The sequence below is a fragment of the Actinocorallia libanotica genome (assembly GCF_039525175.1).
In the GTDB taxonomy this organism is placed as follows: Bacteria; Actinomycetota; Actinomycetes; order Streptosporangiales; family Streptosporangiaceae; genus Actinocorallia; species Actinocorallia libanotica.
In genome coordinates, this window is sequence record NZ_BAAAHH010000026.1 from 20,261 (window position 1) to 41,762 (window position 21,502).

Annotated in this window: 21 protein-coding genes and 1 pseudogene; 7 read left to right on the forward strand and 15 right to left on the reverse strand. The window is 69.4% G+C overall.

Translation table 11 applies throughout. The features are described 5' to 3' along the window. Nucleotides 1–69: 69 nt before the first annotated feature. Nucleotides 70–894, reverse strand: coding sequence for an SGNH/GDSL hydrolase family protein (locus ABD140_RS26995; protein WP_344243802.1), 825 nt, complete (start codon nt 892–894; stop codon nt 70–72). Beyond that, a complete protein-coding gene (locus ABD140_RS27000; RefSeq protein ID WP_344243803.1) occupies nt 891–1,577 on the reverse strand; it encodes a hypothetical protein in 687 nt (228 codons plus the stop codon). The genes ABD140_RS26995 and ABD140_RS27000 overlap by 4 nt, the downstream gene beginning before the upstream one ends. A 66-nt stretch (nt 1,578–1,643) precedes the next feature. On the opposite strand from ABD140_RS27000, the gene ABD140_RS27005 reads away from it, so the two are divergent. From ABD140_RS27005 to ABD140_RS27020, 4 genes are all read left to right on the forward strand, one after another. Next, the gene (locus ABD140_RS27005) at nt 1,644–2,144 is read left to right on the forward strand and encodes a MarR family winged helix-turn-helix transcriptional regulator (protein WP_344243804.1); all 501 of its coding nucleotides are present in this window, start codon (nt 1,644–1,646) and stop codon (nt 2,142–2,144) included. Between the two features lie 136 nt (nt 2,145–2,280). Continuing rightward, entirely contained in the window at nt 2,281–3,330 is a 1,050-nt protein-coding gene (locus tag ABD140_RS27010) for a mechanosensitive ion channel family protein (protein ID WP_344243806.1), read from the forward strand. A 207-nt stretch (nt 3,331–3,537) separates the two neighbouring features. Next, entirely contained in the window at nt 3,538–4,413 is an 876-nt protein-coding gene (gene blaOXA / locus ABD140_RS27015) for a class D beta-lactamase (RefSeq protein WP_344243807.1), read from the forward strand. A gap of 21 nt (nt 4,414–4,434) precedes the next feature. Continuing rightward, nucleotides 4,435–5,670 carry an MFS transporter gene (locus ABD140_RS27020; protein ID WP_344243808.1) on the forward strand — a complete coding sequence of 412 codons (1,236 nt, stop codon included), beginning with the start codon at nt 4,435–4,437 and terminating at the stop codon, nt 5,668–5,670. Here ABD140_RS27020 and ABD140_RS27025 read toward each other — a convergent pair. From ABD140_RS27025 to ABD140_RS27035, 3 genes are all read right to left on the reverse strand, one after another. Beyond that, nucleotides 5,654–8,356 (reverse strand): TIM-barrel domain-containing protein, encoded by a 2,703-nt coding sequence (locus ABD140_RS27025; RefSeq protein WP_344243809.1) that lies wholly within the window; start codon nt 8,354–8,356, stop codon nt 5,654–5,656. The two genes, ABD140_RS27020 and ABD140_RS27025, sit on opposite strands and share 17 nt — an antisense overlap. Before the next feature lie 98 nt (nt 8,357–8,454). After that, nucleotides 8,455–9,081 (reverse strand): hypothetical protein, encoded by a 627-nt coding sequence (locus ABD140_RS27030; RefSeq protein ID WP_344243810.1) that lies wholly within the window; start codon nt 9,079–9,081, stop codon nt 8,455–8,457. A gap of 91 nt (nt 9,082–9,172) precedes the next feature. Beyond that, nucleotides 9,173–9,637, reverse strand: a complete 465-nt coding sequence (locus ABD140_RS27035; protein WP_344243811.1) for a flavoprotein — start codon at nt 9,635–9,637, stop codon at nt 9,173–9,175. A gap of 182 nt (nt 9,638–9,819) precedes the next feature. On the opposite strand from ABD140_RS27035, the gene ABD140_RS27040 reads away from it, so the two are divergent. Then, nucleotides 9,820–10,197: a hypothetical protein gene (locus tag ABD140_RS27040; RefSeq protein WP_344243812.1), complete on the forward strand. Its 378-nt coding sequence runs from the start codon at nt 9,820–9,822 to the stop codon at nt 10,195–10,197. A 76-nt stretch (nt 10,198–10,273) separates the two neighbouring features. Here ABD140_RS27040 and ABD140_RS27045 read toward each other — a convergent pair whose 3' ends face one another. The 6 genes and pseudogenes from ABD140_RS27045 to msrA all read right to left on the reverse strand — a co-directional run bounded on the left by ABD140_RS27045 (nt 10,274) and on the right by msrA (nt 13,697). Next, nucleotides 10,274–11,209: a hypothetical protein gene (locus ABD140_RS27045; protein ID WP_344243813.1), complete on the reverse strand. Its 936-nt coding sequence runs from the start codon at nt 11,207–11,209 to the stop codon at nt 10,274–10,276. 146 nt (nt 11,210–11,355) lie between these two features. Then, a complete protein-coding gene (locus ABD140_RS27050; RefSeq protein WP_344243814.1) occupies nt 11,356–11,727 on the reverse strand; it encodes a hypothetical protein in 372 nt (123 codons plus the stop codon). Nucleotides 11,728–11,792: 65 nt separating this feature from the next. Next, nucleotides 11,793–11,894, reverse strand: a pseudogene (locus ABD140_RS27055) (peptide-methionine (S)-S-oxide reductase MsrA); the annotation flags it as partial. A gap of 26 nt (nt 11,895–11,920) precedes the next feature. Further along, nucleotides 11,921–12,214, reverse strand: coding sequence for a helix-turn-helix domain-containing protein (locus ABD140_RS27060; protein ID WP_344243815.1), 294 nt, complete (start codon nt 12,212–12,214; stop codon nt 11,921–11,923). Then, on the reverse strand, nt 12,211–12,741 hold the full coding sequence (locus ABD140_RS27065) for a type II toxin-antitoxin system RelE/ParE family toxin (RefSeq protein WP_344243816.1): 531 nt from the start codon (nt 12,739–12,741) through the stop codon (nt 12,211–12,213). Before ABD140_RS27065 ends, ABD140_RS27060 begins: the two co-directional genes overlap by 4 nt. Before the next feature lie 299 nt (nt 12,742–13,040). After that, complete coding sequence (gene msrA / locus ABD140_RS27070; protein WP_344243817.1) at nt 13,041–13,697, reverse strand: peptide-methionine (S)-S-oxide reductase MsrA; 657 nt, start codon at nt 13,695–13,697, stop codon at nt 13,041–13,043. Between the two features lie 120 nt (nt 13,698–13,817). Between msrA and rarD the strand changes: the two genes are divergently transcribed. Both rarD and ABD140_RS27080 read left to right on the forward strand, forming a co-directional pair. After that, nucleotides 13,818–14,717, forward strand: coding sequence for an EamA family transporter RarD (gene rarD, locus ABD140_RS27075; RefSeq protein WP_344243818.1), 900 nt, complete (start codon nt 13,818–13,820; stop codon nt 14,715–14,717). A gap of 74 nt (nt 14,718–14,791) precedes the next feature. Further along, nucleotides 14,792–15,433, forward strand: coding sequence for a C39 family peptidase (locus tag ABD140_RS27080; protein WP_344243819.1), 642 nt, complete (start codon nt 14,792–14,794; stop codon nt 15,431–15,433). A 19-nt stretch (nt 15,434–15,452) separates the two neighbouring features. Here the strand turns inward: ABD140_RS27080 and ABD140_RS27085 are convergent, their stop codons facing one another. The 4 genes from ABD140_RS27085 to nuoL are packed head-to-tail and all read right to left on the reverse strand — an operon-like array spanning nt 15,453 to nt 21,498. Then, nucleotides 15,453–16,448: a polyprenyl synthetase family protein gene (locus ABD140_RS27085; RefSeq protein ID WP_425544156.1), complete on the reverse strand. Its 996-nt coding sequence runs from the start codon at nt 16,446–16,448 to the stop codon at nt 15,453–15,455. 15 nt (nt 16,449–16,463) lie between these two features. Then, nucleotides 16,464–18,065, reverse strand: a complete 1,602-nt coding sequence (nuoN, locus tag ABD140_RS27090) for an NADH-quinone oxidoreductase subunit NuoN (protein ID WP_344243821.1) — start codon at nt 18,063–18,065, stop codon at nt 16,464–16,466. Beyond that, the gene (locus tag ABD140_RS27095; protein ID WP_344243822.1) at nt 18,062–19,600 is read right to left on the reverse strand and encodes an NADH-quinone oxidoreductase subunit M; all 1,539 of its coding nucleotides are present in this window, start codon (nt 19,598–19,600) and stop codon (nt 18,062–18,064) included. Before ABD140_RS27095 ends, nuoN begins: the two co-directional genes overlap by 4 nt. Then, nucleotides 19,600–21,498, reverse strand: coding sequence for an NADH-quinone oxidoreductase subunit L (nuoL, locus tag ABD140_RS27100; RefSeq protein ID WP_344243823.1), 1,899 nt, complete (start codon nt 21,496–21,498; stop codon nt 19,600–19,602). The genes ABD140_RS27095 and nuoL overlap by 1 nt, the downstream gene beginning before the upstream one ends. Between the last annotated feature and the right edge of the window lie 4 nt (nt 21,499–21,502).

The following is a 21,502-nucleotide window of genomic DNA, read 5'->3' on the forward strand; positions in this document are numbered from 1 at the left end:
CCCCGCCCCTTCCCCTTCGGGCGGGGGCCTTCTCGTTCCCCGGACACACCGACCGCGAAAAGGCCGAATTCACGACGGCCCGTCGGCGAGCGCCTCGACGAGGGCCGCGGCCAGCGCCTGCTGGCCGCGGAGGGAGAGATGCAGGCCGTCCTCGAGATGGGTGTCGACTCCGGGACGCCGGGCGAGGGCGGCCACCGTGTCGACCGTGGTGTCCGGCAGGGAGGTCAGGAACCGGGAGACGGCGGCGAGGTCGGTGTTCCTCCAGTGGAGCCGCGCCCGCCGGAAAGGGGGATAGGCCGCGACGCGCGCCTCGTCCACGGGCGAGGGAGTGAGCCACACCCAGCGCGCGGAGAAGCGGCGGGCCGCCTCCTCGCGCAGGACGCCGAGGTTGCGCTCGGTCTCGGAGAGGCTGACCACGGTCGGGCCGTCCGGGCCCGACCGCTGGACGTCGTTGCCGCCGAACATGCACAGCACCCAGTCGGGCGCCTGGAAGCCCAGTGCGGGCAGGGCGGCCAGGGCCTGGGTGGTCGTCTGGCCGCCCACCGCCAGGTTGACCGGGGTGATGCCGTCTTCGGGCCGCCGGAGGAGAAGCAGGTGGCGCAGGATCTCGAACCACGACAGCAGGTCGTCGGTGGTGCTCTCGCCGAGGGCGGCGATCCGCTGGCCGGGAGCGAAGGGCAGGCGGTCCACCTTCGCCGCGAAGCCCGGCTCGGCGAGCAGTTCCCCGGCCGCCTCCGCGGCGCGGTCGGCGTGGGTTCGGCGCAGCCGCCGGTAGGAGCCGACGTCCAGGCCGAACAGGGCGGCGAGCCGCTCGTCGTCGAGGACGCCCAGGTATCCCAGGATCTTCTCCGGGTGTTGGAAGCGGATGAGCCGTTCCGTCAGCGGGGCGTTCACGCGGTCACCTTCTTCTGACAGGTGCGGGGCAGCAGGAAACCGGAGGCGATGAGCCAGAGCAGCGCGGGGAAGCGGGCCAAGGGCAGCAGGAACGCCGCGTCGGAGACCAGCAGAGCCAGTGTGGACAGCTCGGCGAGCAGGGCGATGGCGAGCCCGGTGAACGCCAGAGCGCGCGGCAGCAGGCCCGCCAGCCAGCCGGGTACGGCGATGCCCGCCACCAGCAGGCCGACGAAGACGACGTTCCCGACGCCTCCGGTGGCGAAGGCCAGGTCTTGGAGCGCCCGGACCAGGGCGGGCTCCGCGAGCACCTCGGGACGCGACAGCACCCAGGAGAACAGCCCGGACAGCGCGAGCATCCCCGCACCCAGCAGGCCTCCGGCCAGGGCGATGGTGGCCCCCGGCGCCCGGACGCCGAGGTTGTGCAGGCGGGCGGAGGCCGTAGCCGCGTAGATGGCCAGCGGGACCGCGGACGCGAAGTGCAGGAAGCCGTTCACCTTCACGGCGTCCCGGTTCTCCGTGAAGTGCCGCAGGATCTCGGCTTCCGCTCCGAAGGGCGACGGGAAGGTGCTCCCGTCCGCGAGGACCGTGCTAACGACGATCCCCATGAGGAACAACATCGTGGTCACGACACCGAGGACGCCCAGCGGCGGGCCTCCCTGCGCCCGATGCGGCTGATGTGCCATGAAAACTCCTTCACATTGGTGAATAATTCATAGCACAGAACTATTCTCTGCGACTACCATCGCCTCATGAGCACGCCAGCAGGACCGGCCGGCGAACCGGCGCCGGGCTCTCGCCCCAGAGGCATCGCGTTCCTCCTCTCCCAGGTCGGAGCCCACGCCGCGCAGCGCTTCGCCGAGCGCGTGGGCGAACTGGGCGTCTCGCCCTCCGACGTGGGGCTGCTGCGCCTGATCTCCGCGGAGCCCGGCCGCAGCCAACGCTCCCTGGCCGAAGACCTGGGCGTCGTCCCCAGCCGGGTCGTCGCGCTGGTCGACGCGCTGGAGCGCAAGGGACTGGTCGAACGCCGCCGCAGCCCCCGGGACCGCCGCAACCAGGAACTGCACCTCACCGCGGAGGGCGCCCGCGTCATGGCCGCGATGCCCTCCCTCGCGCCCGCCCACGAGGACGAGATCTGCGCGCCCCTCGACCGGGAGCAGCGGGCCCTGCTGGCCTCCCTCCTGGAGGCCCTCGCCGCCCACCACGCCCTGGCCCCCGGCGTCCATCCCGGCTACCGGCGGCCCTCGTCCTGAACGGGCCGCCGCCGCGCACCGGGACTCCCTCCCGGGAGTGAGAGGCACCTCGCCAAAAGGCCGCTCTCCGGGCGGGGGGCGCGCGATCCCTTTACGATCATGCGAGATCCCCCTTTCCCTCACAGAATGGATCATCGTGCCTGAGCTCGTATGGGGACGTGTCATCGGTGCCGTCGTCGTGGTGGCGGTCATGCTGGGCCTGGGCCTGGCCATCCGGGTGGTGCTGCGCCGGCTGATCCGGCGCGCCGAGGGCAACAGCTGGGTCTGGGACGACCTGATCCTGCGGCTGCTGTACGACCTGGCGGTCGTCCTGTCCGCGACGGCGGGCGCCTGGGTCGCGGTGCTGGTCCTGCACTTCCAGCCGAGCGTGCGGACGGTGATCGGGCAGGTCCTGGTCGCCCTGGTGATCTTCGCGGTGACGCTGGCCGCCGCGCGGCTGGCGGGCGGCATCGTGGGCTCGATCGCCCTGGCCCGGTCGGGCATCTCCCAGTCGGTGACGATCTTCGCCAACATCACCCGCACCATCGTGTTCGTGGTCGGCACGCTGGTGCTGCTGCAGAGCCTGGGCGTGTCGATCACCCCGCTGCTGACCGCCCTGGGCGTCGGCGGCCTGGCCGTGGCGCTGGCCCTGCAGGACACCCTGGCCAACCTGTTCGCCGGCGTGCACATCCTGGCGTCCAAGACGATCGTGCCCGGCGACTTCATCCGCCTCAGCACCGGCGAGGAGGGCCATGTCGTCGACATCAACTGGCGCAAGACGACCGTCCGCACCATGTCCGACAACCTGGTGATAGTCCCGAACGCCAAGTTCGCCGCCGCGATCCTCACCAACTACCACCAGCCCGAGCAGGACATGGGCCTGCTCATCCAGGCCAAGGTGGGCTACGACAGCGACCTCGAACACGTCGAGCGGGTCGTCATCGAGGTCGGCAAGGAGGTGATGACCGAGGTCGAGGGCGGCGTCCCCGACTACGACCCGCTGGTCCGGTTCCACACCTTCGGCGAGTGCAGCATCGACTTCACGGTCATCCTGCGCACCCGCGACTTCACCGACCAGTTCGTCGTCAAGCACGAGTTCGTCAAGCGGCTGCACACCCGGTTCCGGGCCGAGGGCATCTCCATCCCCCTGCCCACCCGCCACCTCGTCTTCCCCGACTCCCCGGCGTCCGTCCCCGCGCCCCGCTAGTCCGGCACCTTCCGGCGGGAAGCCTCCGCGCGCTTCCCGCCACGGACTTCCCACGCGAAAATCCCGGGCGGCGGCTCCGGTTCCCACCTCCTTTCACCAGCTCTGATATCAGTTCAAATATCGATCTTTCTTCTATATCGATATTGGACATGATCTGTCGGCCTCTGGTCTGCTCTCCCGCAGAAGATCGAGAGCGAGGAGCCCGACATGTACGAATCCCATCCCCGGCCCCGGCTGCGCGCGGCGCTGGGCGCGGCGGTCCTGGCCGCCTCGGCGCTGCTCGGCGGAGCCGCCTACGCCGCGCCCGCCGCCGACCACGGCACGGCGTCCTCCACGGTCGTCCAGAGCGGCCTGGTCGTGCGGGACGACCTCCAGGCGGTGTTCCGCGACGCGGGAGTGCGCGGGACGTTCGCCCTCTACGACGTGAAGCGGGGGCGGACGACCGTCGTCGACCTCCAGCGGGCGCGGCAGCGGCTCATCCCCGCCTCCACGTTCAAGATCCCGCACAGCCTGATCGCGCTGGAGACCGGCGCCGTCGCGGACGAGCACGAGGTGATCCCCTACGGCGGCGAGCCGCAGCCCTTCCCTGAGTGGGAGCAGGACATGAACCTGCGGGACGCCGTCCGCGCCTCCAACGTGCCGGTGTTCCAGACGCTCGCCCGCCGGATCGGCGCCGAGCGGGAGCGGCGGTGGGTGAACCGCCTGCACTACGGCGACCGCGAGATCGGCGCCGTCGTGGACCGCTTCTGGCTCGACGGCCCGCTGGAGATCTCGGCGGTCGAGCAGACGCGGTTCCTGTCCCGGCTGGCCCGGCAGCAGCTGCCGGCGTCCAGGAGCAACCAGCTGACGGTGCGCGACATCCTGAAGGTCGAGGAGAAGGACGGCTACGCGCTGTTCGCCAAGACCGGCTGGGGCATGTCGACCGACCCCGGGCTCGGCTGGTGGGTCGGCTGGGTCGAGCGCGGCGGTAGCCTGCACACCTTCGCCCTCAACATCGACATCGAGGCCGACGGGGACACCGCCAAGCGCATCCCGGTCGCCCGCACCCTGCTGCAGGCCCTCGACGTCCTCCCCCGAGCCTGACCACGTAAGGACCCCGACGCCGTGAGCACCGCACCCGCGTCGCGCGCACGCCGGGCGCTCGCCGACCACCGCGTGATCGCGGTCGTCGTGGCGATCCAGCTGGCCATCTCGCTCGGCTACTACGCGGTGATGACACACGTGGTCGCGCACCTGCACCACGACCTCGGCCTGCTCGCCGGTGTCGTCACGGTGGTGCTCACCGTACGCGTCGCGGTCCAGAACATGCTGTTCCTCCCGGCCGGAGTGCTCACCGACACGATCGGCCCAGCGCGTACGGGAGCGCTGGCCTGCGTCCTGCGCGCGGCGGCGTTCGCGCTGCTGGGCGCCGCCGAAGGCGTCGGGGGCCTGCTCGTCGCGGTGGTGGTGATGGCGGTCGGAGGCGCGCTGTTCCATCCGGCCGCCCAGTCCGTGCTGGCCGGGACGGCGCCGTCGCACCGCTCCCGCGGCTTCTCCGCCTACGTGATCGCCGGTCAGGTGGGAGCGGTAGCCGGGCCTCCCCTCGGGCTGCTCCTCCTGGCCGGCGGGTTCGGACTGCTGTCAGCGGTGACGACGGGCGCGTGGGTGGCCGGAGCCGTGCTGTTCCTCCTCCTGCTCCACAGGCCCGCGCCTCATCCGGGCGGATCTACCGACCGTGTCCGGCCGAACGTACGGGGCTTCGCCGCAGGGGTCTCGGCGGTGTTCCGGGACCGGGGCTTCCTCCGGTTCGCGCTGATCGCCGCGCCCAGCACGCTGCTCACCTCCCAGGTGACGACCGTGATCCCGTTGAAGGAGGCGGACTCCGGCACGACGACCCTGTTCTTCTGCGCGGTGGCACTGGTCACCGCTGCTATCCAGCCGTGGTGCGGCCGCCGAGGCGACCATCCCCGGCTGCTTCGGAGCGGCCTGCTCTGCGCGGGAGCGGGCTACCTCGTCCTGCTGGCCACGCCTTCCGACCATCGCAGCCGGATCGCCGTGCTGCTGGCGGCCGCCGTCCTTCACGGCCTCGCGGCCGGGATCATGCAGTCGGCGCTGTTCCAGGCCGTCGCGCGTTGTGCGCCATCCGGCAGGTTCGGCGCCTACACCGGCCTGCTCAGCTTCCTCTCAGGGGCTTTCTCCCTCGCCGGAGGGTTCGTCATCGCGCCGCTTTTCAACATCGGAGGGTGGGGCATGGCAGCCGCCATGACCGTTCTCGGGCTGCTCGCAGTGCTTTCCGCACTCGCCCTGCCTGCACCGGAGCAACGCAAGGCGAGTGTCCTCGAAGCTACGGGACGGGTGTGACGGTGTGTTGCGCACCGGCCGGTCCGGCTGGAAGGCGAACCGTGAGGGTGCGAGTGGCGGCGTCGTAGCCCCACGCCGACGTGGGCAGGGTCTCGCCGTCGGCGGTGACCGCGCTGGGGCGTTCGGCGTCCCGCAGGCTGACGGTGTAGGCGCGGGTGCTCACCGCGCCCGGGTACGCGCCCTGGCGTGCGCCGATGGTGAGGGTGCCTGACCTGTAGGTGATCCGGGTCGTCGTGTACTCGTCGCGCTGGTACCCCTGGCCTTCCCCGGCATCCTCGTACAGCGTGAAGGCACCGTCGGCTCCGGCGCCGACGACGAGAGTCACCTGGTCGAGCGGGTTCTGGGAGGCGTTGTCGGCGTAGCCGGTCCGTTCGGCGAAGACGCCTCCGGCGCGGACGAACAGCGGCATGGTCTCCAGGCCAGAGACGACGGTGCGGGTACCGGGGCCCTGGTAGGTGCGGCCGGTGAAGTAGTCGGTCCAGCGGCCCGGCGGGAACCACACCTCCGTCCGCGCCGTGTCCCCGCTGTTCGGCTCGGTCACCGGGGCGACCAGCAGCGCGTCGCCGTAGGTGTACTGCGTCGGGTTCTCGTACGCCTCCGCCCGGTCCGGGTAGTCGAGGTAGAGGGGGCGGACCATCGGAAGGCCGGTGTCCCGTGCCTGCCGGGCGAGCGTGTAGGTGTAGGGAAGCAGCGCCTCCCGGAGCTGGAAGAACTTCGTCGCGGCCCGTTGCGCCTGCGTGCCGTAGTCCCAGGGCAGGCGTTCTCCGTTGGAGGAGTGGACGCGGAAGACCGGCTGGAGTGCGCCGAGTTGGATCCAGCGCGTGTAGTAGTCGTCGTCCAGGTGCTTCTTGCGGAAGCTGCCGATGTCGTGGCTGACGTACGGCATTCCGACGGCCGCCTCGGCATGGCTCATCTCGGCGGCGAACGCCAGCAGCGGCCAGGTCGACTCGGTGTCTCCGGTGAAGTGCACGGTCGACCGGTGCTCCGCCCACGGCCCCGACGCGTACACCGGGGAGCGGCCCTGCCCGGGTATGCCGCCGACCAGCGCGCTTCCCATCCGGGACAGGACGTGCCCGCGCCGGCCGAGGCCGTTACCGTGCGCGGCGTAGAGGTGGTTGATCCAGGAATCCGGGGTGATGCCGGGGGTGGAGACCTGGGAGTCCTCGCAGCACCAGTCCAGCCACCAGTTGTCCACGCCCTGTCGCTCGAAGGGGCGGTGCAGGGCGAAGTAGGCGTCCACCTGGTCCGGATCGCTCCAGTCGAAGACCTTGCAGACGTTGACGCCCGCCAGGCAGAACGAGTTTTTGAGCCCGCCCTTGGCGATCCCGTCGGCCTCGGCGAGCCGGGGGTCGTTCAGCGGGATGCTGGGATGGACGTTGAAGTTCAGATTCAGGCCCTGCTCATGCGCCCATCCGGTGAATTTCTCGGGGTCGGGGAAGAGCTTTTCGTTCCAGTTCCAGCCGTTCCAAGAGGAAGGAGACTTGAAGTCGGTGTCCACCGAAAGGGTGTCCAGCGGCACCTTCTCGTCCCGGAACCTGGTCAACAGCTCCTGGTAATCCTGCGCGCTGTAGGCATGCCACCGGGAGAACCAGACACCGAAATGGGACCGGGGCGGCAGGACGGACGGACCTGTCAGCGCCCGCAGATCGGCCAGCGCCTGCCGGTAGTCGCGGCCGTAACCGAAGAGGTATCCGTCCTGATAAGGCTCGCCCCCGTGATCAGGCCGCCGGGTGATGCGGTTCGCCGCCTGGTCGAACAGCACGGTGCGGCTGTCGTCGAGCAGCGCCCAGCCCTGACGGGAGAGAATGCCCGGTTCCAGCGCGGCAGGACCGGACTTGTAGTCCAGACCGCGCCGGTATCCCCCGAGCTGCGGATGCGGCGGATACGCCGCCCCCGCGGGCACGACCGCCAGATTGTCGACGTTGACGTGCCCGGTGTCCCCGTCACCCCGCTCCAACGAGACCACCGCGTCGCCCTTCTCCAGGCGCACGGCCGTCTCCGCGACACGCCAGGTGTCCCAGTCCCCGGTCCGCGGCAACGTCAACCGCGCGACCCTGGCGTCCCCCACCCGGACGCCGAGCGTCCGTGTCCCGTCCTTGAGGTCACCGCCCCGGGCATTGGCATAACGCACCATCAGCCGATACTCCCCATCGGCCGGAACATCCACGAGCCGGAACGAAGCGGACGCCGCCTTCTCCTCGAACCCGGCCGCGAACCCCGCCCCCGTGAACCCCTTGTGGTCCCCCTCGACCACGGCCCCCCGCCCCTCCTCGGCCTCGCAGCGCGTACCGAAGGAGCAGACCCGGTCCCCGGCCGCCCACGAGGGCCGCCCGACCCCTCCCGCGACCTCGACCCGCAGATTCGAGGTGGTGAAGGCCCCCGACCCCCGCCGGTACCGCAGCGTGAGCCGGTCCGTGCGGATCACCCGCTCCCCGCCCTCGACCCACGTCCGGAACCGGGTCGGCACGGCCCGCCGCCGCGCCACGTTGAACGTCGCCCGATCCTCGAACTCCCCGTCCCCCGCGTACTCCACCCGGATCAGCGTCGAGCTCAGCACCTGAAACCGCGTCCCGCCCTCGACCACCGACGGGACCTCCGCCGCCCCCGCCCCTCTCCCCAGCGCCCCCAGCACCGCCCCCGCGAGCAGCACGACCCCGGCCCCGGCAACACGGCGGCGACGCCTCATAGAGCACTCCCGCACATCGCGAACGAATGACGCAGAAGCTAACCGCCCCCTGGACATCCGTCCAGAAACCCCCGCATCACAGCTCGATCACAACCCTCTCAGTCGAAATACACCACCATCCGCACCCCGTCCGCCCCGAATCGCCCCGCCAACGCCTCCATCACCCGAAAAACATGCTCCCAGTCGCTGCCAGCCCCGATGGCCTGCCGCCGCGTGAACCGCTCATAACGAAGCCGCGCCTCCCCCACGCTCCACTCGCCGTACTCCGCCACCGCCGGGCCGTCCCCCACCGGCGGAACCCCGAACCGCTCGACCAGCGAAGCCGGCCACACGTCGGACACCCAATACAGCCGGTGAAGGCCCGCCCCGGGAAAGTCCACGGCCGTCACCAGCCCCCGCGACCCGACCCCGACCGGCACCGCGTCCATATCGATGTCCCGCAGTTCCCCCCACGTCGCCCACGTCGGGCTGTGCCATTCATCAGGGAACATCGCGAACTGTCGCAGAACCCCCGCCGAAACGTCATCCGGCAGCCCCCGAGCAGGCACGACAGGATCCCACCCGGCGATGTTCCGCACCCCGAACAAACACCCGAAGGCCGTGTAGTCACTGTCAAAGCACAAAAGCGACAGGTCCAAGGCGAGCACCCACGGCCCTTCGCCACAAAAATCCTCATCGCCATGAGGATCCAGCACCTCGATCCCGCCATGAATATCCGTGGACACATGCCCTCCTCAGCGACGATCGAGAAAGAACCTTGGGGCGCACCCGACGACCCCCGAGCCGTCTCCCGCAGCAGCCATGCCTCTTGTCGAGTCAGGAGGGCGGCATTCCGTTCAGTTCCGCCAGAATCTGCTCCCAGGAGGGCATGCGCGCCTGAGGAGGGGCATCAGGATCGAACAGCACGCGCACGCCCATCGACCGCAGCTCCTCCAGGCTCCGGGAGAAGGCGGTGTGCCGCGCCAGTTCCGCCTGGAGGCACGGGACCGCGAGGATGGGCAGACCCGCACCGCTGAACTCGCACAGAAGCCCGACCGCGAACGTGTCGGTGATCCCCGCCGCCCACTTGTTGATCGTGTTGAAGGTGGCCGGAGCGACGACCATCGCCGAAGGCGGCGGCATCGTCTTCGGCTCCCACGGCATCCGCCACTCACTCCGCACCGGCTCATCCAGCACGTGCGACAACCGGTAATGATCGAGAAAGCGCATCCCGAGCGGCGTACCGATGACCTGGATCCGCCCCCACCCCGACGAGCGCGCCAGCGAGACCAGCTCCGCCACCCCAGAAGCAGGCGGAGCCGCACAAGCGATGATGTACAGGACCCCGCGCTCCGCTTGCGAGGCGCCCGGCGAAGAGGCCGCCGCACCCTGATCGAAATCCTCAGCCATACAACCCATGATCGAAGATCCCGGTGGACACGAGATCACCGGGACGGGGTTTCCCCCTCCCAGGACCCCACGACTTGAACCAGGCTGTACTGCTCGTCGTCGATACCTGCGAGGGCGACATCCGGGCAGCAGGAGGCCGAGTGGAACAGCAGCACCTCAACGAAGACGCGCGCCGGACGCTGGAGAACCTGCGTGCCGCCAGGGCGGAGCGGCTGGCCAGGGAGGAAGCGGCCGTCAAAGAGGCCAAACGGACCTCAGGCAGAGAGCCCTTCGACATCGAGGTCCTCCAGCGGTACTACGACCCCAGCCTCGACATCGGCGCACGCCCGATCGCGGCCGGCGACATCAAAGAGTACGAACGCAAGTACTACCTGCAAGCCCCCGAGGAGATCAGCACACTGGAGCGGTTCGCCGACTACCTGCTCTTTCTGCACCAGAACGACGCCAGCTGACCCGCCCCACGTCCACAAGCCCGTTCCGCAGTGACCGGCACCCGGAGTCGGAGCCTGTTTCAAAGCCGGAACGGGCTCAGCACGTTCGCAGGGGCAGGACGTCGGCCGCGTCCTCGATGTCGACCCCGTCGGCCACGGTGAGGGCCAGGTGGGCGAAGGCGGGAGCCAGTTCGGCGAGCGCTTCGAGGGGATCACCGTCCGTCTCGTGCTCCTCGATCCACAGGCTCTTGATCTCCAGGCTCTCCAGCTGGGGCAGGATCGGGGATTCGGCGAGCGTCCGGAGGGTGGCGAAGTCACCGGCGTCGAACTCCGCGCAGCTCAGATCGAGGTGCCGCAGAGCCGGATAGCCGACCGGATCGAGCTCGTCGAGCTGCTCGACCGGGCACGCCGTGCCGAAGACGTCCGAGCCGATCTCCAGAGCCAGCGTGACGACGCCGGGCGCCCTGCGCGGGAAGACCGCGCCGTCGGCGAGCACCGCGCCGCGCAGTCGCAGCTCCGTCAGCGAGGCCAGCGCGTCGCCGTCGATGTCGTCGAACAGCAGCCCTCCCTCAGCGGTCAGCTCCCGGAGCGCCGGCAGCGCCTCCCACAGCCCGCTGCCCGTGTCATCGGCGAAGCCCTCATGCAACCGGCCCAGCGGATCGAACGTACCCCCGGTCGACGTGGTGCCGTTCTCGTACAGGTAGGTGAAGTCATGACCGAAGTACATGCTGGTCAGCTGCTCGCGCCGCCGCCCGGCCAACGCCCGCGCAGCACGGCGCGCGGAGTGGTGAAAGTCGGTGAGGTGCAACTCCAACCCGCGCAACCCGGCCGAGGCCGGGTCGGTGAGCAGCGCCTCGATCAGCGCCGCCTCCCACTGCTCCGGGTCGCTCGCGTCCGCACCGAGCCTCTCCACCAGCGCACGACGCCCGGACGCCGTCTCCGGCACCAGCCGGAACACGGCCTCCTCGATCAGGCCGCCGGACCAGGTGAGCCGCCAGGACCCGTCGGCACGCAGCCCGTCAAAATCGATCACCGCGGCATCATAAGCGGCGGATACGACACCCCGCCCACCATCACCACACCATCGGGCGACTCAAGCCCGCAGCAGCCGTCGGAACCTTTGGCCTCGGAGGAGTACTGCTGTTGGCAGTCCTGCGGAGAAGGGGTTAATTCCGGCGATCAGTCGTACTCGACCGTCACCGGGATCTCGTACTCGGCCGAACCCTCGACAGGCCGTTCCCCGGCCCTCGGGTACTCCACCGCATCACCATCAACGATCTTTCTGCTTCCCAGAACCTCACGCAGCACGACCTTGTACGCCCGGGGAATACCGATCAATATGCAAGTACCGTCGCTGGAACGGACGATCACCGTTATCTCCACCGTATCCGGCGTCTCCCGGACCTTGACCTTGGCGGATTCCTCGCAGGCACCGCCGAGAGCCGAGATCAACACGGTGCGCTGGTCGGGCTCGACCCAGGCCGCCACGTCCGGGCCGGGCCGCAGTTCTCGGCCGCCCCAGCCGAACGCCGAGCAACCGACCGTGAACAACAGGCCGAGAAGAACCCAAGACCGCCCCATCCGAGGAGTCTCCCACCCGCACGAAGCCCTCTGCCTCACTCCGCCGGAGCGACGCCTATCGGGCAGGAGAGGCCGGTGCCGCCTATGCCGCAGTAGCCGTTGGGGTTCTTGGCATCGGACAGGTACTGCTGGTGGTAGCGATTGCCGGGTGTTCTGGCCTGATTCATGCGGCAGGGGTACGGAGTTGTACAACGAGTTCTGCGCCAAGGGCGTTGGCGAGGCGTTCGAGAACGGGCAGTGTCGGAACGGTACCGCCGGCTTCGAATCTGGCCACCGCCGACTGCGTCATCTCAGCGGCATCGGCGAGTCGGCTCTGGGTCCATCCGCGTTCCTCTCGTAGGACACGAACGGTACGCCCCAGTTCGTAGGCCAACCGGGTGGCCGCATAAGCCTCAGCCGCTCCGGGTTCGGCCATACGCCGATCCCGCAACGTGTCCCATTCGGACCGCTCACTCATCGGCCTCCCCCTTCCTCCGTGTCCACCGTATGGGCTTCAGCCACGCACAGCCTCAACGCTCGACGAGCCCGCGCAACTTCTCGATCTTCTCGCATGCGGGTCTTGTGGAACACTGTGAGCAGAATGATCCTCCTGCCCGAAGCCATCCAATACGTCACGCGTACAGCTTCGGTATCGAGATGGAACCGCAGCTCTCGTAGCTTCCCGTCGAGCTGCCGCGTATACGGCTCGCCCAGCAGTACCCCTTGCTCGGCCAGCAGCTCGATATAGAACGCCGCGGTGGCGAACTGCGCGGTCGGCAAGCGCTCCAGCCATTCCCGCACCTCCGGTTCAAGCTCTACAGTACCCCAGCTCATAGCATCAATGCTATAGAGCAGGTTTGGGACCAGGCAGGACTTCCACGTAAGAAGGCCGAACGGGGATGTCGTGTGCGCTTCATCGTCGGAACCCGTATCCGCATCACGCTGGACGAACTGTCCAAGCTTTCGGACGCGACCAGCATCGAAGCCTGTTTCAGCGATGGCCACCTTGCCATGAGCATGTTCGACCGGTTCGCCTTCCCCGCCACCGAGCTGTGGGAGCACGGCAGACCGACCACGGACTGCCGGTACCGGGTCAAGAGATCGCCGCAGACTTGCCCACAGCTGGATCAGGGAGCTGCAAGAACCAGGTCAGCCATCCGGATCAAGTCTGTGACGTACTTCCGCCCTCCCCCGCCGGGAAGTTCCGGCAGGAGGTCCCGGAGGAGGGCGGCCGAGGCGGCCAACGCCTCAAGCTGCCAAGGAGTGGGAGGACCGCCGTCCACAGTGGTACATACAGGCCCGGCTCACTCCGCCGGGGCGACGCCTATCGGGCAGGAGAGGCCGGTGCCGCCTATGCCGCAGTAGCCGTTGGGGTTCTTGGCGTCGGACAGGTACTGCTGGTGGTAGTCCTCGGCGAAGAAGAAGTCGGTGGCGGGGGTGATCTCGGTGGTGATCTGGCCCAGGCCGGCGTTGGTGAGGACCTGCTGGTAGGCGGCGCGGGAGGACTCGGCGGTGGTCTGCTGGGAATCGGAGCGGGTGAAGATGGCGGAGCGGTACTGGGTGCCGACGTCGTTGCCCTGCCGCATGCCCTGGGTGGGGTCGTGCGACTCCCAGAAGACCTTGAGGAGGGTCTCGTAGGAGATGCGGGACGGGTCGTAGACGACGCGGACGGTCTCGGTGTGGCCGGTCCGGCCGGAGCAGACCTCTTCGTAGGTGGGGTTGGGGGTGTAGCCGCCCTCGTAGCCGGCCGCGGTGGACAGGACGCCGTCCAGCTGCCAGAACTTGCGCTCCGCGCCCCAGAAGCAGCCGAGGGCGAACTCCGCGACCTCGGCGCCGTCGGGATAGGGCGGGGCAAGGGGGCCCGTCAGCACCGTGTGACGGGGGGCGACGGGCATGGGGTTGTCCCTGCCGGGCAGCGCCTTCTCCGGTGTGACCATCTCAGTCTTCGCGAATCCGAACACGTTGTCAGACTAACCCGTCCGGACCGCCTTCCCTCCCGTCCGGGGGGGTGCGATGGGGACAGCACAGCGTGACATGAGCGACTCTGTCGTTACTCATTACCGATTGATAACCTGCGCAGCATGGAATCACGCAAGGGGCTGGTATACGGCTTCACGGCCTACGCCCTGTGGGGCCTGTTCCCCTTGTACTTCCCCCTCCTCAAGCCGGCCGGCGCGGTGGAGATCCTCGCCCACCGCGTCGTGTGGACGCTGGCGGCCGTCGGGCTCCTGCTGGCGGCCGCCCGCAACTGGGCGTGGCTGCGCCGCATGACCCGCCGCCAGTGGCTGCTGCTGGCCGTCGCCGCGGTGGTGATCGCGGTCAACTGGGTCACCTACATCATCGCGGTCAACTCCGGGCACACCATCGAGGCCTCCCTCGGCTACTTCATCAACCCGCTGATCACCGTGCTCATGGGCGTCCTCCTGCTGCACGAGCGGCTGCGGCCCTGGCAGTGGGCGGCCCTGGGCGTCGGGGCCGCCGCGGTGGCCGTGCTGACCGCCGACTACGGCAGGCCCCCGTGGATCGCGCTCGTCCTGGCCCTGACGTTCGGCACCTACGGGCTGATGAAGAAGCGCGCCGCCATGCCCTCGGCCGAGAGCATGGGGATCGAGGCCGCCGTCCTGGTCCTGCCCGCGCTGGGCCTGGTCGTCTGGACGCAGGTCCAGGGCACCGCCGCCTTCGGCCACGCGGGCACCGGGCACGTTCTGCTGATCATGCTCCTCGGCGTCGTCACCGCCGTCCCGCTGATGCTCTTCAACGCCGCCGCCCAGCGCCTGCCGCTCACCACCCTCGGCCTGCTCCAGTACGTCGCCCCGGTGCTGCAGTTCCTGGTGGGGCTGCTGATCCAGCACGAGGCGATGCCGCCCAGCCGGTGGATGGGTTTCACCCTTGTTTGGGTGGCGTTGTCGGTACTCACCTGGGACGCTCTACGTGCCACCCGTAAAATGCGCACCGGAGAAGCCGTCACCACCGCCGCCTGAGGCACTTGCACCGGTCGGTTCTCTTCGGCAGGCTTACCGCACGAACCACCCCGACTGTCCGGAGTTTCCGCCAAGTGAACAAGGTACTCGCGAGCTTGGTGTCCGGCACCGTGCTCACCACCGCGCTCGTCGTGCTGCCGCCTCCCGCCCCCGCGGAGGCCAAGGGGATCAGCGTCACGGGTTCGCCCGCCCGCCTCACCCTGAAGATCAAGAAGGTGTACCAGTCGAGGCCTCTGTGGTGTGCTCCGGCCGGGGCCTCGATCTCCCTGGCGCGGCTCGGCATCAGCGTGAACCAGAAGACGCTGGCCAAGAAGATGAAGACCCGCTCCCCCTACGGCACGTACGACTACGACGCCATCCGGGTGCTCAACTCCTACGCCGGGCAGAAGGGCTACCAGTTCACCCTCGCCTACGATGCGAACAAGCCGGGGCGGCTGGCCAAGCGCGTCGTCCACAACGTCGGCGTGCTGCGCAAGGCCGTGCCGCTGCAGGTCTACATGAAGCGCCTGCCCTGGTACAAGGGGCTCATCGACGGCAACCCCGGCCATCTGATCATCGCCTACGGGTACGACAAGAAGGCCAAGACCGTCACCGTCTGGGACCCGTACAACTACTACTTCAACGGCGGCAGCCACGTCATCCCGCTGAAGAGGCTGGCCAAGGCCACGCAGTCCACGGACGGCGCGGCCGGCATGTTCTACCTCACCAAGGGCTGAGCCGGGGACCGGACGGCGCTCAGCCCGTCCGGGACACCACGTAGTCGCACAGGCTCGCCAGCGCCGCCCGCGCCGGGACGTCCGGCAGCGTGAGGAGCTCGGCACGGGCGTCCTCCGCCCAGCGCCGGGTGTCGGCCTTGGCCCGCGCCATCGCCGGGTGGGCCCGCAGCAGCCGCAGCGCCTCGGCGTGGTCGCCGTCGTCGGTGATCGGCCCCGACAGCAGCTCGCGCAGCCGGGCGTCGGCCGGGTCGTCCCCGGCCAGGACGTGCAGCATCGGCAGCGTCCGGATGCCCTCGCGCAGGTCCGTGCCGGGCGTCTTGCCGGACTGGTCGGTCTCGGAGGCCACGTCCAGGATGTCGTCGGCGAGCTGGAAGGCGACGCCGATCTTCTCGCACGCCGAGGTCAGCGTGTCCACGACCGAGGACGGGGCACCGGCCATCATCGCCCCGAACTGCCCCGACGTGGCGATCAGCGAGGCGGTCTTGTCCGCGACCACCTGCAGGTAGTGCTTGAGCGGGTCGCCGTCCGCGGGGACCCCCACGGTCTCCTGGATCTGGCCGCGCACCAGCCGGGCGAACGTGCGGGCCTGGATGCGCACCGCCTCGGTGCCCAGGTCGGCCAGCAGGTCCGAGGCGCGGGCGAAGAGGTAGTCGCCGGTGAGGATCGCCACGGTGTTGGTCCACCGCGAGTTGGCGGACGCCTGGCCCCGCCGCAGCGGAGCCTCGTCCATCACGTCGTCGTGGTAGAGCGTCGCCAGATGGGTCAGCTCCACCACGACGGCGGAGGGGACCACTCCCGGTGCCGCCGGATCGCCGAACTGCGCGGCCAGCAGCACCAGCATGGGCCGGAACCGCTTGCCCCCGGCCGTCACCAGATGCTGGGACGCCTCGGAGAGCAGCGACTCCTCGCTGTCCACCGTCTCCAGCAGCAGGGACTCGACGTCCTCGAGCCCCCGCTGCATCTGCGCGGCGATCGCGTCGTCCACTCGCAGGCCGAACGGCACGGCAGCACCCACAGGAGTAGAACCCTTCTAACGCACGAAAAGCTGACCGGCGGCCTGTCCGGCCAGGTCCAGCAGCGGCTGCGGCAGCACGCCGAGTACCACAGTAGCCGCAAGACCCAGGGCCACAGCCGCCGCGGTGGCCGGTGCCACCACCACGGACGGGCCCTCCGGCTCCGGATCGCTGAAGAACATGAGCACGATCACACGCACGTAGAAGAAGGCGGCGATGGCCGAGCTGAGCACGCCGACCACCACCAGGGGCGCGGCGCCGCCCTCGAAGGCCGCCCGGAACACCGCGAACTTCCCGGTGAACCCGCTGGTCAGCGGGATGCCGGCGAAGGCCAGCAGGAAGAACGCGAAGATCCCGGCGACCGCCGGGGAGCGCTTGCCCAGGCCGGCCCAGCGGGACAGGTGCCCCGCCTCGCCGGAGGTGTCGCGCACCATGGTCACCACCGCGAACGCGCCGATGGTCGTCGCGCCGTAGGCGGCCAGGTAGAACAGCACCGAGGACAGGCCGTTCTCCGAGGTCGCGATCACGCCGGTGAGCAGGAAGCCCGCGTGCGCGACGGACGAGTAGGCCAGCATCCGCTTGATGTCCGTCTGGGTGATCGCCACGATCGAGCCGACGACCATCGTGATGATGGCCACCGCCCACATCATGGGCCGCCAGTCCCAGCGCATGTTCTCCAGTGCGACGTAGAACACCCGCAGCAGCGCGCCGACGGCCGAGACCAGCGTCCCGGACGCCATGAGCGCGGTGACCGGGGTCGGGGCGCCCTGGTAGACGTCGGGCTTCCAGGAGTGGAACGGCACCGCGCCGATCTTGAACAGCAGGCCGACCGCCAGCAGCGCCACGCCGCCGTACAGGAGCGCCTCGGTGGCCTCCTGCGGCTGGACCCGGCCGGCGACCTCCTCGGGGACGATGGTCTGCCCCGTCTGGACGACCTGCGCGATGTCGCCGAGCGACATGCTGCCCGAGTACCCGTACAGCAGCGCGATGCCGAACAGGAAGAACGCCGACGAGAACGCGCCGAGCAGGAAGTACTTGACCGCCGCCTCCTGGGAGAGCAGGCGGCGGCGCCGCGCCAGCCCGCACAGCAGGTACAGCGGCAGCGACATGACCTCCAGCGCCACGAACATCGTGAGCAGGTCGTTCGAGGCCGGGAACATCAGCATGCCGCCGACCGCGAACAGGGTGAGGGGGTAGATCTCGGTGTGCACGGACCCGCCGGCCGAGGCGCGCGCCTCGGCCTCGGTCCCCGGCAGCGCCGCGGCCTGCGCCGCGAACGCGTCCTGCCGGCGGTCGGCGATGAGCAGCATGCTGAGCATCGCCAGCACCAGGATCGTGCCCTGGATGAAGAGGGTCGGCCCGTCGATGCCGAGCGCGCCCTCGGCCGCCACCTGGTGCGGGTCGCTGTTGATCGCCAGGATGACGGTCCACACGAACGCCGCGCCCAGGCCGGCGAACGCCAGCGGCACCTGGATCCTCGGCCGCCACTTCCGGCCGAAGACCGCCTCGACCAGGACCCCGAGCACGGCCGTGCCGAAGACGAGCAGCAGCGGCGCGACGAGGTCGTATTCGACGTGCGGTGCGGGGATGCTCCCCGCGGCGAGAACTGAACCGGTCACGGCCTCACTCCCGGGTTGGTGGGAGCCTCGGCGACGGTCGGCCGCGGATCCTTCTGGTCCACGACGGTCAGCGTGCGCTCCACGGAGGGGTTGATCACCTTGAGGATCGGCTGCGGGAAGAAGCCGAGCGCCACGATGATCGCCAGAATCGGCCCGATCGCCACCAGCTCACGCCGGGAGAGATCGGAGAAGCTGACCAGGGACGGGCCGCCGGCGACCCGCTGGTAGACCCACAGGATGTAGATCGCGGCCAGCACGATGCCGAAGGTCGCCACGACCGCCGCCACCTGGTAGCGGGAGAACGTGCCGACCAGGACGAGGAACTCCGAGACGAACGACGACAGGCCCGGCAGCGCCAGCCCCGACAGGCCCGCCACCAGGAAGGTCCCGGCCAGCACCGGCGCGACCTTCTGGACCCCGCCGAAGGCGTCGATCCGGGCCGAGCCCTGGCGCGAGATCAGGAACCCGACGACCAGGAACAGCGCGCCGGTGGAGAACCCGTGGTTGACCATGTAGAGCATGGCGCCGGACTGGGCGGCCGTCGTCATCGCGAAGATGCCCAGCACGATGAACCCGAAGTGGCTGATCGAGGTGTAGGCGATGAGCCGCTTGAGGTCGACCTGGCCGATGGCCAGGATCGCGCCGTAGATGATGCTGATCACCGCGAAGGTGATCACCACCGGCGTCGCCCACTTCGCCGCTCCCGGGAACAGCTCCAGGCAGAACCGGATCATGCCGTAGGTGCCGATCTTGTCGAGCACGCCGACGATCAGCACCAGCGCGCCGGCCGGCGCCTGCCCGGCGGTGTCCGGCAGCCAGGTGTGCACCGGCACCATCGGCGCCTTGATCGCGAACGCGATGAAGAAGCCGAGGAAGAGCCACTTGGCGGTGCCCGGGTCGATGTCCAGCCCGGTCAGGTCCGACAGCAGGAAGGAGTTCCTGCCGCCGACCACGTACAGGCCGATGACGGCGGCCAGCATGAGCAGCCCGCCGAACAGCGAGTACAGCAGGAACTTGACCGCGGCGTACGAGCGCTGCGGCCCGCCGTACCGGCCGACCAGGAAGTAGACCGGGATGAGGATGGCCTCGAAGAAGACGTAGAAGAGGAAGACGTCGGTCGCCGCGAAGACGCCGATCATCATCGCTTCCATGAACAGGATCAGGGCGAAGTAGCCCTTCACCGAGCGCTCGGGGACGTTGTCGGTGGACGCCCCGCCGTAGCGGTCGGCCGGCGTCCAGCTGGCCAGCAGCACCAGCGGGACGAGGATGACCGACAGCAGGACGAGCGTCAGCGAGACGCCGTCGAGCCCGAGCGCCCAGTGCACGCCGAAGGACTCGATCCACCAGTACGTCTCGGTGAACTGGAAGCGCTCGGTGGAGGTGGTGTCGTAGCCGGAGGCCATGACGATCGCGTAGACCGCGACGGCCACCGAGACCGCCAGCGCGACCAGCTTGGCCAGTTGGTCCTTCCCCTTGGGGAGCAGGCCGACGGCCAGCGCCCCTAGGGCGGGAAGGGCGATGAGTGCGGAGAGCATCAGATCCTCACCACCAGCAGTGCGGCGACGAGGAGACCCGCGCCGAGGAACATGGACAGGGCGTACGACCGGACGTAGCCGGTCTGCAGCCGCCGGATCCGGCCGGACGTGCCGCCGATGAGGGCGGCGAGACCGTTGACGACCCCGTCCACGCCGCGGTTGTCGAAGAACACCGCGAGGCGGGTCAGCCACTGGCCGGGCCGCATGAACAGCGACTCGTTGATGGCGTCCCCGTACAGGTCCTTGCGCGCGAACGTGGTGAGCGCCGAGCCGTGGGGCGCGGTCTTGGGCACCGGGCGGGCGCCGTACTTCACCCAGGCGACGACCACGCCGATGACGACCAGCACCAGGGTGATCGCCCCGTTGAGGGTGATCAGGTGGTGCTCGCCGTGCGGGGTGCGGGTGACCGGCTCCAGGAACGACGCGAACCTGCCGCCCAGCATGAGGAAGGCGCCCATGCCGGCCGAGCCGACCGCCAGGACGACCAGCGGGACGGTCATGATCGCGGGCGACTCGTGCGGGTGCACGTCCGGGTCCCAGCGCTTCTCGCCGAAGAAGGTCATGAACATCAGGCGGGACATGTAGAACGCGGTGATGGCCGCGCCCGCGATCGCGCAGAGGCCCAGGACCACGTTCTGGTCCCAGGCCGCCTCGATGATGCCCTCCTTGGTGAAGAAGCCCGCGAAGGGCGGCACGCCGATGATGGCGAGGTAGCCGAGGAAGAACGTGCCGAAGGTGATGGGGAGCAGCTTGCGCAGCGCCCCGTACCGGCGCATGTTCACGTCGTCCTCGGTCGCGTGCATCACCGAGCCGGCGCCCAGGAACATGCCGGCCTTGAAGAAGCCGTGCGTGATGAGGTGGGCGATGGCCACGACGTAGCCGACCGGGCCGAGGCCCGCGGCGAGCACCATGTAGCCGATCTGCGACATGGTCGAGCCGGCGAGCGCCTTCTTGATGTCGTCCTTGGCGCAACCGATGATCGCACCGGCCAGCAGCGTGACCGCGCCGACGATGGCGACGACCAGCTGGGCGGTCGGCGACGCCTCGAAGATCACGCCGGAGCGGACGATGAGGTAGACGCCCGCGGTGACCATGGTGGCCGCGTGGATGAGCGCCGACACCGGGGTCGGGCCCTCCATCGCGTCCAGCAGCCAGGACTGCAGCGGGAGCTGGGCGGACTTGCCGCACGCGCCCAGCAGCAGGAGCAGGCCGAGCACGGTCATGACGCCCTCGGACACCGCCGGGTCGTCCACCATGCCGAAGACGCCGGTGTAGGAGACGGTGCCGAAGGTGGCGAACATGAGCATCATCGCGATCGCGAGGCCCATGTCACCGACGCGGTTGACGACGAACGCCTTCTTGGCCGCGACGGCCGCGGTGGGCTTGTGCTGCCAGAACCCGATGAGCAGGTACGAGGCGAGGCCCACGCCCTCCCAGCCGACGAACAGGCCGAGGTAGTTGTCGGCCAGCACCAGCAGGAGCATGGCCGCCACGAAGAGGTTGAGGTAGGCGAAGAACTTCCGCCGGTTCTCGTCCTTGACCATGTACCCGATCGAGTACACGTGGATCAGCGTGCCGACGAACGTGATGAGCAGCACGAAGCTGATCGACAGCTGGTCCAGCAGCAGGCCCATGTCGACGTCGACGGAGCCGGTCTGGATGAACTGGTAGAGGTGCACGCTCCTGGCGCGCTCCTCGCCCGGGTAGCCGAGCATCTGCCAGAACATGAGGAAGCCGAGGACGAACGCGCCGCCCGACAGCGCGGTGGCCAGGTAGTGGCCCCACTTGTCGGTGGCGCGGCCGCCCAGCAGCAGGATCGCCGCTCCCGCGAGGGGCAGGGCGATCAGCAGCCACGCGTAGGCCTGGAGCCCGGTGGCCGCGGTCAGATGTGTCTCCACGTCC